Here is a 13,885-nt window from a genome sequence, read left to right as displayed (position 1 = left end):
CACGCCGGACCATACGGCCTATGTAGTCGTCACAACAGAGGTCATCGTTACCGCACCGTTGCCCTATCATGCCGTAACGATCTCGATTCGATCATGGCCGCCCTGCATTCTGTGCCTATCCAGCGCGTGCGGGGCCCTCCGTGGTTACGCAGGCTCCCTCCTCCGGGCCTGACCGCACACGCTGCGTCGCTCCGGCATCCAGCGGATCGAGCAGCTCGGACAACCGAGGACCGATCTCCGCCAATGCTTGCGGCGTTGTCATCTGATCGTGCACTACGCCGACCCGATGGTCCGCGACCCCGCCGTCGACATATGGTTGCCACCTGGACGCTGCGGTATCGTGGCCCGCCGCACTGAAGTAGTCCAGCCTGCCGTGGAACACCTCGGGCCGGTGCTCGGCGATGAGTTCGGCCGAACGCACCGCGCTGCGGTAGATCCGGCGCACCCGTTCGGGGGTGAGCACCGCCATATCCGGCGGGATCGTGGCATGCAGCGCCGCGAGCGCGTCCTCGCTCAGATCGTGGATGTCGCCATCGCCGGGCAGCAAGGCGTCCGCGCCGATGCCGAGTTCGGACAGCGCCTCCCGGATCGCCGCGTGGAAGTCGGTGCCCGGGTGGCTGTCCAGCATGGTCAGCAGCCCGATCTCCTCGCCGGCCGCCTGCAGTTCGGTCGCCACGGCGTGCGCGAGGACGCCGCCGAGCGACCAGCCCAGCAGGCGGTACGGCCCTTCCTGCTGCACGGCGCGGATCTCGGCCACGTAGCGGTGCGCCATCTCGGTCAGCGACTCCGGCAGGTAGCCGTCCTCGGTCAGGGCGGGCGACTGCAGGCCGAAGATCGGTGTGCTCGCGGGCACGTAGCGCGCAAGTCCCGCATAACACCAGGACAATCCGTACATCGGGTGCAGGCAGAACAGCGGCTCCGCGGCGGCGGTGTCGTGCGGCACCATCGTCCGAATCGGCAGCAGGACGCCGAGTGCGGCATTCGAGTCCAGGTCGTAGTCGTGGTCGTCCAGCGCAGCGAGAATGCGGCCCGACAGCGATGCCGGGGTGGAATCGCTGAAGAACCACTGCACCCGCACCTGGACGCCGGTGAGCGTACGCAGCCTGCTGACCGCGCGCGTCGCGATCAGCGAGTTGCCACCCAGGTCGAAGAAATCGTCGTCCATGCCGACTCGATGCCCGTCGTCCAGGTCGAGCACGTCGGCGAACACGTCGCTCACGGTCCGCTCCAGTGGAGTGCTCGGCGCGCGGTACGGACGGCCCGCGAGCTGCGGCACCGGCAGCGCGCCGTGGTCGAGCTTGCCGTTGGTGTTCACCGGCATCGAGTCCAGTACGACCACCGCCGACGGCACCAGGTAGGACGGCAGCGCGCCGCGCGCGTGCGACAGCAGCGTGGCCTCGTCGATACGCTCTCCCGGCACGGCGACCACGTAGGCGACCAACCGGTCCCCTGCCGTGCCGCGCACCAGCGTCACCGCCGCGTGACGCACCTGGTCGTCGCCGAGCAACGCGGTCTCGATCTCACCGAGCTCGGCGCGCCGGCCGCGCAGCTCGACCTGAAAATCGCTGCGGCCCAGGTATTCCAGCACCCCGTCGCGCCACCGCACGATGTCGCCGGTGCGATAGCCTCGCTCACCGCCCGCGCACGCGACGAAACGCTCGGCGGTCCGGGCCGGGGCGCCGAGATAGCCGCGGGCCAGTTGCACGCCCGCGAGGTACAGTTCGCCCGCGGCGCCCGGCGGCACCGGGCACAGCTGCCGGTCGAGCACGTGCGCGCGGGTGTTGGCCACCGGGATGCCGATCGGGATCGCCACGGCGGCGGTGTGGCGCACCGGATGGTCGGTGACCACCGTGGCCTCGGCGGGGCCGTACCAATTGATCAGGGCCGCGTCGGGGACGGCGGCGGCAAACCTCGCCGCGGTCGCCCCGGACAGCGCCTCGCCCGCGGCGAATACCCGCCGCAGCGACGGATACGCCGCGGTGGAGTCGGTGCCGGAGTCGAGGAATGCGTCCAACATCGACGGCACGAAATGCACTGTGCTCACCGCGTATTCGGTGATGGTTCCGGCCAGGTAGGCCGGGTCACGGTGGCCGTCGGGTTCGGCGATCACGATCGCGGCGCCGGTCTGCAACGGCCAGAACAGCTCCCAGGTGGAGACGTCGAACGTGATCGGCGTCTTGTGCAGCACGACGTCACTGCCGTCGTGCGGGTAGGCCAGCTGGGCCCAGCGGAACTGGTGGGCCATCTGCCGGTGCGTGATCATCACGCCCTTCGGTCGGCCGGTGGAGCCCGAGGTGTAGATGGCGTAGGCGATATTGTCCGGGTGGACATCACTGTCCACCTGGGGAACCGCGTCCAGCGGCAGGTACAGCGTGTCCACCGCGACGACCGGAATCCCGGTGGCGGTATCGAACCGATCGGCCGTGGTGGTCAGGACACACACCGGATCAGCGGTGTCCACTACGTACTCGTTGTGTTCGGCCGGGTGGTCCGGATCGATCGGGACGTAGCCGCCGCCCGCCCGCAGCACCGCGTAGAGCGTGACGATCAGGTCGATGCCCCGTCGCATGGCCACCGCGACCAGCGTCTCCGGCCCGACGCCCCACCGCATCAGCTCCACGGCCAATGCCTGTGCGCGCAAGTCGAGCTCGGCATAGCTGAGGGTGGTCCCACCGAAATGCACCGCAGGCGCGTCCGGTGTACGCGCCGCCTGCGCGTCGAACAGCGACAGCAGCGTCGCGTCGTCGAGCAGTTCGGGCAGATCGGTGGCGTTGTGTGCGACCAGCGCGGCGCGCTCGGCCTCCAGCAGCACGTCGATCTCGCCGACCCGCGCGTGCGGGCTGGTCACGAAGCGGCCGATCAGCATCGAAAGTCGTTGCGCGAGAGACTGTGCCGCGGGCTCGTCGGACAGGTCGCGCAGGAACCTCAGCGAGACCCGCAGCTGGTTGTCCAGCACCACCAGCACGGTGATCGGGTAATGGGTGCCGGTGACGACCCCGGCGCCGGTGATGTTCATGCCCTCGATGGCGCCGGCCCGGTCCAGTCCTTCCAGGTCCACCGGGAAGGACTCGAACGCGACGAGCGAGTCGAACAACCCTCCCACGCCGATGGCATCCTGGATGCCGCTCAGGCCGAGGCAATGGTGGTCGAGCAGCGCCGCCTGCTCGCCATGCAGCCGGCGCAGCAGGCCGCCGAGGGTGTCGGTCGCGCCGAGCCGCACTCGCACCGGAATCGCGTTGAGGAACGGGCCGACCATGGACTCGACGCCGTCGAGCTGTGGCGGCCGTCCGGACACGGTGGCGCCGAAGACCACATCGTCGCGATCGATGATTCGACCGATCAGCACACCCCAGGCCGCCTGCACCACGGTGCTCACCGTGACGCCGAGACCCGACGCGAGCCGGGTGAGCGCGGTGGTGTCGGCCTCGGACAGCTCGAAACCGACTTCGCCTGCGCCCGCGGAGATCTCCCTGGCGGGGTCGACCGGCGCCAGCGGCGTCGGCTCGGTGATCCCGGCCAGCGCGGTGCGCCACGCCGCGCGCGCCGCCTCCGCGTCCTGCGCCACCAGCCACGCGAGGTACTCGCGGTAAGGCGGCACCTTGGGCAGGTGCCGCGATTTGCCGCCGAGCGAGTACAGCGTCAGCAGATCCTTCATCAGCAGCGACATGGACCAGCCGTCGATCAGGATGTGGTGGCTGGTCACCAGCAGGTGGTAGGCGGCGGCGGAACGGATCAGTGCGAACCGCAGCAGCGGCGCGGTCCGCACGTCGAAGTGGTCGGCCAGGTCTGCGGCCTCGATCCGGGCCGACTCGGCTGCCGCGGGGCCGGGTTCCAGCGTCGAAAGATCGATCAGTCGCCACGGCACCTCGAGCGAATCCTGCACGACCTGAACGGGATTGCCCTCCGCGTCGTCGGCGAAGGCGACGCGCAGATTGTCGTGCCGGTCCAGCACCGCCTGCGCGGCCGCGCGCATCCGGTCGACGTCCACCGCACCGTCCAGGTCGAGCACGAACTGGGTGGTGTAGACGTCCACCGAGGACTCGGCGAGCTGGGCGTGGAAGAGCATGCCCGATTGCGACGGCGTGACCGGCCAGGCGTCCGACAGGTTCGGGTAAGCGCGGGCGAACCGGTCGATGTCGGGCTGCTTGAGTCGCACCAGCGGGAAGTCCGACGGCGTGAATCCGCCCGCATCCGGACGAAGGCCGTGTTCGGCGAGACCGCCGAGCGCGCGGATCCAATGCTCGGCGAAGGTCTTCACCTCGTCGCCGGTGAACGCGGCGGCAGCGTAGTCGAACCGGGCGAGCAGGCCGTCGTCAGTGGCGTCGACGGTGAGGAGGAGCAGCAGATCGCCGGCCGGGGTGTCGGTGTGTACCCGGGCCGGGCGCAGATCCCGATAGCGCAGCGCGAACCGACCGCGGCCGAGCCTGCGCAGGTCGTCCGCGGTGTCGGCGTTGAGGTACCGCAGCAGGCCGTAGCCGACGCCGTGCGACGGCACCGACCGGCGCAGCTCTTTGATCTGCGCGATCGCCGCACCCGCCGCGGGCCCGCCGATCAGCGCGTCGTCGATGTCGATCCTGGTGAACCGCAACGGAAACGGATACTCGGTGACGAAGCCGCCCACCATGTTCTCCGCGTCGGCGAGCGTCGCCGTCCGCCCGTCGGCGGCCAACCGGATCACCGAACCGACCGCGCGCGTGACGGTTTCGCGCGCGGAGGTCTGCAAAGCAAGAGCGACCGCGGTGAGCAGGATGTCGGCCACGCCGGTGCGGTAGGCCTCGGCCGCGGCGGCGACCGCCGCCGCGCCTTCCGCCGTGATCGTGAGCGACACCCGGCTGCGGGCACGCAGATCCGGTCCTTCGGTCACCGCGCCCTCCGGCGTGGTGCCGAGGGTCCGCCGCCACCAGTCCATTTCGTCGACCGTCGCCGGATCGTGCGCCCGAGCCGACAGCGCCCGGATGAGCGTGCCGAGACCGGACTCCGGCGCCGCGGGCGCGGCGTGGCGTGCGCGGTTCCATCGGACCGTCAACTGGTCGACCATGGCGCGCCAGGAGATGTCGTCGACCACGAGGCTGCTGGCCACAACGATGAGGGTCGAGCGGGCCTCGGGTCCGCCGGTGAGCACGAAGTGGATGTTGCGACCCTGCTCCGGGTCCAGGGCCGCCGCGGCCGCCTGCACCACGTCATCGATCGGCAGCGAGGTCTCGCCGCGCTGCGGATCCAGTCGACGGAACGCCTCGCCGGTGCGCTCGGCGACGGCGGGGATGCGCAACACCGGCATGCCGTCGGCGGCGTACTCCACCCGTACCCACAGCATCGGGTGCTGCTCGAGCACGGCGGCCACCCCGACCCGCACCATCTCGACCGGGCAGGTCTCGGGCACGTCCATGGCGATGGCCCGCACCTCGACGCCCGCGTCCAGCAGCCGTGTCGCGTTCGGCGTCAGCGGCAGCTCGCCCGCCTCGTCGCCGGGGCCGCCCTCGACTACGGCGGCGCGGGCCAGTGCGGCGGGTTCGAGCGAGGCGAGCACCGAAGGGGTGAGGAAGGCGTGTGTGACACCCTCGGCACGGATCAGCTCGGCCAGTTTCTCGCCGCCGAAGGTCAGCGGAGGCGCAACCACGAGACCGCCGGCGGAGCCCAGCGCGAACAGCAGTTCCAGCACCGACGGATCGAGGGACGGTGACGCGAACGCCAGTGCGGGCGTGGATTGGTCGAGCCGGTAACGCTCCACCTGCTCGGCGCTGAAGTTCACCAGTCCGGCATGGGTAACGACGACACCCTTGGGCAGACCGGTGGAGCTGGAAGGGTAGATCACGGACGCGGCGTTGTCGCTGTGCAGTAGCCCGCGCAGGTCGTCGGACGTGAGCGGACGATCCGAGCGTGCCCCGACATCGGCGGTGAAATCGTGGTCGTCCAAGGCGACCCAGGCGCCACTGGACAGGGGTGGCAGGTCGACCAGCTCGGCGGTCAGCGTCACGCCGAGCGTCGCACCGGAATCGGCGACCATGTGCGCGATGCGATCGGTCGGGTACGTCGGGTCGATCGGCACGAACGCCGCACCGGTCTTGGCCACCGCCCACAACGCGAGAACCGATTCGGCCGAATGCCGGATAGCGATGGCGACCGGCACGTCCGGGCCCGCGCCGCGGTCGATCAGCGCGCGCGCCAACTGCGCGGATGCCTCATCGAGTTCGGTGTAGCTGACGGTGTGCTCACCCGCGACCACGGCTATGCCGGTCGGATTCGCGGCGACGGCGGCGGCCATCAGCTCCGGCAGCGTGCGCGACGGCACGGCGTCGGTGCCACTGCGCGCGATCAGGTCCGCGCGCTCCGAGTCGTCCAGGATCTCCGAGTCGTCCAGGATCTCCGAGTCGTCCAGGATCTGCAGGTCGCCGTCGGCAGTGGTCGGGTTCTGCGCGACAGCGATCCGCGGCGCGACCTGCGTCGCCAGCTCTGCATTACCACCCAGCGCGAAGAACTCATCATCCGCACCAACACGATCGACCCCGTGGACCTCAGCGAACACCCCGGCGACGCTCTCCTCGGCCGGCGTCGACGGCGCACGAAACACCTGAACCTCGGACTCCGGCTCGGGCAATGCCTTCCGATCCACCTTGCCGTTCACAGTCAACGGCAACGCATCCACCACCACAAACGCCGACGGCACCATGAACGATGGCAGGCCCGCGGTCAGCTCGGACTTCACCCGCGCGACATCCACACCCGCATCGGCATCACCAGGAACCAGATAGGCCACCAGATAATCCCCACCGGTTTTCGGATCGGACTTCATGATCACCGCGGTCTGCGCGACCTCCGGTGACGTCGACAACGCCGCCTCGACCTCACCCAACTCGATACGGAAACCACGAATCTTCACCTGGAAATCCGTGCGACCCCGGTATTCGAGCTCACCACTGGCATTCCACGTGACAAGGTCACCCGTGCGATACATTCTGGTGCCGGACTGGAACGGGTTGGCAACGAACCGATCCGCGGTCAGATCCGCCCGGCCGAAATAACCGCGAGCAAGTTGCGCACCCGCCAAATACAACTCACCCGAAACACCCACCGGCACCAGTCGCAGCCGTGCATCCAGCACGTACACTCGGCTGTTCCACTCCGGCACACCGATCGACACCGAGATCTGGTCGTACTCGGTCACCCGGTGGCACGTGATCGACACCGCGGCCTCCGTCGGACCATACAGATTGAACAGTTCGACATCCGGATACGTCGCGCGGAAGCGCTGAGCCAGCGCAGGGGGCAGCGCCTCACCGATGGCGAGCACCCGCCGGAGCGACCACGCCGCGGCGGCGTTGTCGGCGGACACCCGGTGCGCCAGCAGCGCATCCAGCGTCGACGGCACCACATGCAGCGTCGTGACCGACTCCCGCGCCATCAGCTCGCTCAGGTACGCCGGATCGCGATGTCCCTCCGGCGCCGCGATCACCAGCCTGCCGCCACAGACGGCAGCCGACCAGAACTCCCACACCGACAAGTCGAAGGTCGTCGCGGTCTCGAGCAGCACCGCGTCGTCCCCCATCAGCTCGAAGGCGCCTGCCTTCCAGAGCAATTGGTTCACGATCGCGGCGTGCGGCACGGCCACACCCTTCGGGTGGCCGGTCGAACCCGAGGTGAAGATCACGTACGCCGTGTTCTCCGGACGCAGCGGTGCGATCCGCTCGGCGTCGGCGATCGGCCCGCTCAGCACGGACGCCAGTTCGAGGTCGTCGAGCCGCACCACCGGCGCGACATCGGTGTCGAACCCGGCATCGGCGTCCGTCAGCACGCACACCGGCGCGGACGAGGCCAGGATGTAGGCGGTGCGTTCGGCAGCCTGGTCCGGATCCACCGGCACGTACGCGCCACCCGCCTCTGCCACCGCGTACATCGCCACAACCAAATCCACCGACCGGCGCAACGCCAGCGCAACCCGTGACTCCGGACCGACGCCGACGGAAATCAGATAGCGGGCAAGGCGATTCACCTGGGCGGCCAGCTCGGCGTAACTCAGCTCCCTGCGCCCGTCCGTGGGGAAGTCCGCGACCAGCGCGACCGCCTCTGGCACTGTCATCACCGACCGCCGCAACAACGATCCCAACTTCGCCGCCGTCGCTACCGGGTGCGCGGTGTCGTTCCACACCGCGAGCACGTCGGCTCGCTCGGTGTCGGCGAGGATGTCGATATCCCCGACGGGAACAGCGGCATCGGCGACCACGAACGATAAGAGCCGCACCAGCCGGTCGGCGAAGCCCTGCACCGTGGCCGCGTCGAAAAGGTCGGTGGCATACGTGAAGAAACCACCGATACCGGCAGGCGCACCCGACTCGTCATACGCATCACCGATGATCAAATGCAGATCGAACTGCGACACATCCGAATCCGCATCCAGACCCGCCACCACCGAACCAGGCAATTCGAACGCCACCCGCGCAATGTCCTGGAATGACAATCCCACCTGAAACAACGGATGATGCGCCGTCGAACGCGGCCGATTCAGCACCTCCACCAACCGCTCGAACGGAATATCCGCGTGCGCGAACGCCTGCAAATCGGATGCACGCTGGCTACCCAGCAACGCCGTGAACGACTCACCCGGCTCGAACCGCGTGCGGAGCACCACAGTATTGACGGACATACCGATCAAATCATCGAGCTCACGCTCACCACGGCCAGAGACGGGCGTACCGATCGCAACATCCGAACTGCCCGACAACCGAGCCAGCAACACCGCAAACGCGGTGTGCACGACCATGAACAATGTCGCACCGTGCGCACGGGCGAGTTCGACGAGTCCGGCATGCGTCGCCGGGGCGATCTCGACATCCACTCGCGCACCGGCCATCGACGCCACAGCCGGTCGCGGCCGATCCGTCGGCAACTCCAGCAAATCAGGCAGATCAGCCAACTCGCTACGCCAGAACCCGATCTGCTGCGCGGCAATGGATTCGGGATCGGACTCATCACCCAGCACCACACGCTGCTCCGACACATGGTCGGCGTATTGCACCCGCGACGGCGACCCACCCGGCTCCGCACCCTCCGCCCGCGTGGCTTCGGCGACCATCGCATCCCGCACCAGCGGACCCATCGGCGACGCGTCGGCGACGATTCGAGGCACGGTCCGACCCAGGTAATCGAGCACCGCCTCATCCGCATACCTGCGCCACACCACCAAGTCACCGGTGCGGCACATCCGCTCACCCGAGGCAAACGGGTTGGCCACAAACCGATCCGCGGTCAGATCCGGGCGCCGCACATAACCACGCGCCAGCTGAACACCGGCGAGATAGAGCTCGCCGGGAACACCCGCGGGGACCGGATGCAGACGTGAGTCCAGCACATACACTCGGGTGTTCCACTGCGGCACGCCGACCGGCACGGGCCGCTCCACGGCCGTGGCAGAGGCAGGCCAGTACGTGACCGACACTGCGGCCTCAGTCGGACCGTACAGGTTGTGCACGTTCGCGTTCGACACCGCACGCAGCGCCGCGACGGTCTCCGGCGGCAGCGCCTCGCCGATCACGAAGACGTCTTGCAATGTCGGGCACGAGCCCGACACGGTATGCGCGGCGAAGTCCGCCAGCATCGACGGCACGAAGTCCGTCACCGTAATTCGCTGCGCGGCAATAGTTTCCGCGATATAGGTCGGGTCACGATGCCGCTCCGGCGGCGCGACTACGAGCTTCGCGCCCGTACGCAGCGGCATGAAATAGCCCCATAGCGACACATCGAGTGTCGTATCGGTCTTCTGCAGATACACATCCGCGGGACCGAGCGGATACGCCGCGAGCATCCACGCGATCTGATTGTTGATCGCCGCGTGCGAAATCGCCACGCCCGCGAGCCGACCGGTCGACCCCGATGTGAAGATCACATATGCCGGATGCTGCGGCCACACCGGACGAAGCAGTTCCTCGGCACGCACCGGAGCGCTGTCGACACCGTCGAGGTCGATCGCGTCCAGCAGCAGCACCGCGGTACCCTCGGGCACTTCGACCGCGTCGGTGGAAGTGGTGAGCACGCAGGCGGGCTGCGCCGTCGCCAGGATGTGCGCGATACGCTCGACCGGATTATCCGGATCCAGCGGCACATACGCCCCACCCGCCGCCACGATCGCGTACATGCCGACCACCAGGTCCAGCGAACGCCGAACCGCCAACCCCACCAACGACTCCGCACCAACGCCCCGCGAAATCAACAACCGCGCAAGACGATTCACCCGCGCGTCGAACTCATCATAAGTCAGCTCGATACCCTCGAACACCACAGCGACCGTGTCCGGGAACGCATCCACCGCACGTCGATATCCATCGAGCAAAAGCTCGGCGGGCACCGCTTGCCGGGTGTTGTTCCACCCGAGCAGAATTTGCTCCCGCTCATCGGGAGCCAGCAGATCGATCTCGCCGATCACCCGATCCGGCGCCGCGACGACAGCAGCGAGCAACCGCTCCAGCCGCCAGGCGAATTCGGCGATCGTGGACTCGTCGAACAGGTCGGTGGCGTAGGTGAATTTCGCCGAAAAGCCCGCGGCATCGTCCTCGCTCTCGGGTACTACGGTCAGCCGCAGATCGAACTTGGCGACCGCGCCATCCACATCCATCGGCCGCACCGACAACCCGGGCAGCTCCATCTCCGGCCTGCCCATGTTCCGGAAGAACAGCGCCACCTGGAAAAGCGGATGGTGCGCCTGCGAACGCACCGGGTCCAGCACTTCGACCAACCGCTCGAACGGCAGCTCGGCATGCGAGAACGCCGCCGAATCGATCTCTTCGGCGTCGGCGAGCAGCGCACGGAACGACGCGCCTTGGTCGATCCTGGTGCGCAGCACAAGCATGTTGACGAACATGCCGATCAGCCCGTCGAGTTCCCGCTGGCCGCGACCCGCGACCGGTGTGCCGATGGTGATGTCGGCGGTCCCGGTGAGCCGGGCGAGCAAGGCCGCGAGCACGCTGTGCACCACCATGAACTCCGAGGTGCCAGTGCGCTGCGCGAGCTCGGCGAGCCCGCGATGCGCCGAGGCATCCACCTCGAGGGTGTACTCCGCGCCTCGGCCGGAGGCGACGACCGGACGCGGCCGGTCGGAGGCCAGGTCGATCCGATCTGGGATGCCCGCCAGGGCACGGCGCCAATAGGCGATCTGGGCCGCGGCCACCGAGTCCGGGTCGTTCTCGTCGCCGAGCACCGCGCGCTGCCACAGGGTGTAGTCCGCGTACTGCACCGGCAGCGGAGCCCACGACGGCCGCGCCCCGTTGCGCCGGGACAGAAACGCGACGAGCAGGTCCCGCAGGAACGGCGCGACCGAGGCGTCGTCAGCGGCGATGTGGTGCACCACGACCACGATCGCGTGTTCGTCGTGGCCGAGCTCGGCCAAGACGATGCGCACCGGCACCTCGGCCGAGACGTCGAACCCGGTCAGCGCGAATCCGCGCAACCAGTCCAGGAGTTCGTGCTCGGCGATCGGTGTGGGCGCCAGATCCGGGACCGCCTGGGCCGCAGGCAAAACCACCTGATACCCCGAACCGTCCACCGCCGGATACACCGTCCGCAACGACTCATGGCGCTCGATCACATCCGCGACCGCCGCCTGTAACGCCCCTACATCCAACGCACCCGACAACCGGATCGCGAACGGAATATTGTTCACCGCGGAACCGGTATCGAACTGATTCGAAGACCACATCCGCTGCTGCGCCAACGACAACGGAACCCGCTCCGGGCGCTCCACCGGAACCAACGCGCGGCGGTCTCCCGTGCCCTTCAGCGGCTTCAGCCGCTCGGCGAGTCCGGCGACGGTGGCGTTCTCGAAGATCAGACGAACAGGCACCCGCGCCGAGACGGCGGCGCCGAGACGGGCCGCGACCTCGGCCGCGGTCAGCGAGGTGCCGCCGAGCTCGAAGAAATTGTCGTCCGCGCCGACCGCCGCTCCCGGCCCGAGCAGTTCGGCGAACACCTCTGCGACGAGCTCTTCCAGCAGTCCGACCGGTGCGCGGAACATGGCGGTCCGCAAACGCGGTGTGGGCAGCGAATGGCGATCCACCTTGCCCACCGGGGTCAGCGGAATCTCGTCCAGCACCATGACCACCGTCGGCACCATGTGCACGGGCAGACTCCGCTCGGCGAGGGCGGCCAGTTCGGCCGCGTCCGCCGCCATCCCGGGAGCTGCGTGCGCATAGGCGACGAGAATCGTGGCGCCGCTGTTCAGCTGGTGCCCGACGGTGACGGCGAAATCGACGCTCTCGTGCGCGGCGAGCACCGCGTCGATCTCGCCGAGCACGATACGGAGACCGTCGATCGTCACCTGGAGGTCATTACGGCCTAGATACTCCAACTCACCGTCCGCGGTCCAGCGCACCAGATCACCGGTGCGGTAGAGCCGGGGATGATTCGAGTCGAACGGATTCGCCACAAACCACACGGCCGTGAGCCCTGGCCGCTGATGATAGCCGCGGGCCAGCTGCGCTCCGGCGATATACAGCTCGCCGACCACGCCGATCGGGACCGGCGCCAGACGTTCGTCCAGCACGTACTCGGTGATCGCCCGGATCGGCGCGCCGATAGACACCGGCGCGCCGGGCACCAATGGTGCACTGATGTTCGTCATGATCGTGGTCTCGGTCGGCCCGTAAGCGTTGAAGAACTCACGGGTTCGCCCAGACGAGACCGGTAGTGCCCAGCGCCGCACCAGCGCCGGCGGGCACACCTCGCCACCGACGACCACGACACGCAGCTCGTCCAAGCCCGCGGGATCCACCGACGCCAGCACGGCGGGCGTGACGAACGCATGCGTCACACCCTCCCTGCGCAACAGCGCGGCCAGCTCATCGCCGCCGTGCACCGTCGGCGACGCGACCACCATCGTGGCCGCCCCACCAAGCGCGAGCAGCAACTCCAACACCGACGCATCGAACGACGGCGACGCGAAATACAACGTGCGCGACGCACCGGTCGCCCGGCACCGGTCGCGCTGCTCCGCACAAAAGCTCGCCAACCCGGCCTGGGTCACCACGACGCCCTTCGGCATACCCGTCGAACCCGAGGTGTAGATGACATACGCGGGATGCTCGGCCCGCAGCTGGCGCAGCCGATCCGCGTAGGTGACCGGGTCGGCCGGGAACTCCTCGAGCAGCCGCGCGCACTCGGCGGTATCGATGGACAGCCACTCGACCCGATCCGGCAGATCGGCGCGGACTTCGTCGACGGTCAGCCCGAAGACCGCTCCACAGTCGACGATCATGTGCTCGACCCGGTCGGCGGGGTAGGTCGGGTCGATCGGGACGAACCCGGCGCCGGTCTTGGCCACCGCCCAGACCGCGACCACGGCGGCGATCGAGCGCGGAAACCCGACCGCGACCAGGTCCTCGGGTCCGACGCCGCGTCCGATCAACAGCCGAGCCAACCGGGTCGACCACTCGTCCAGTTCGGCGTAGCTGAGCCGGGCCGACGTGCTGGTCGCGTCGGCGAAGACCAGGGCGGTGCCGCTCGGATTGGCCTCGACGGCAGTGACCATCAGCTGTGGCAGCGTAGTGACGCGGGGCCGTCTGCTCGGGCGGGTCGGGTGCATGCGGGCCGGGCGGGTCATCCGCGCATCACTTCCGCAGTCTCGTCACACCGCTGCCCGACTGCCCGAACCATCGAGATGCCTCACCTTGTCTGTTGTTGCCACCCGCAAGTCATGCTGCCGCTCGCCCATGATCATCGAACGAGCGCATACCGACCGTTACGAATCCGCAGGCGGACGCCGAGCGCGACCCGTGGGGTTTCGGGTCGCGGGTACGGCCGCATGTGCGAGTGCCGGGGACGATTATTACCTGTCGACGCGCAATTCGGGTCGCGCGTCGACAGTGAACCGCTAGACGCGAGGGTCCTGTGATAGCGCTCCCAC

General features: G+C 68.5%; 1 protein-coding gene. It reads right to left on the bottom strand.

Annotated features, from left to right (window positions below):
• Positions 1–115: 115 nt before the first annotated feature.
• A complete protein-coding gene (locus OHB12_RS28700) occupies positions 116–13,582 on the bottom strand; it encodes a non-ribosomal peptide synthetase (RefSeq protein ID WP_327112458.1) in 13,467 nt (4,488 codons plus the stop codon).
• Positions 13,583–13,885: the final 303 nt, after the last annotated feature.

This window comes from Nocardia sp. NBC_01730, from assembly GCF_035920445.1.
In the GTDB taxonomy this organism is placed as follows: Bacteria; Actinomycetota; Actinomycetes; order Mycobacteriales; family Mycobacteriaceae; genus Nocardia.
This window is presented reverse-complemented; position numbering and strand designations above follow the sequence as displayed.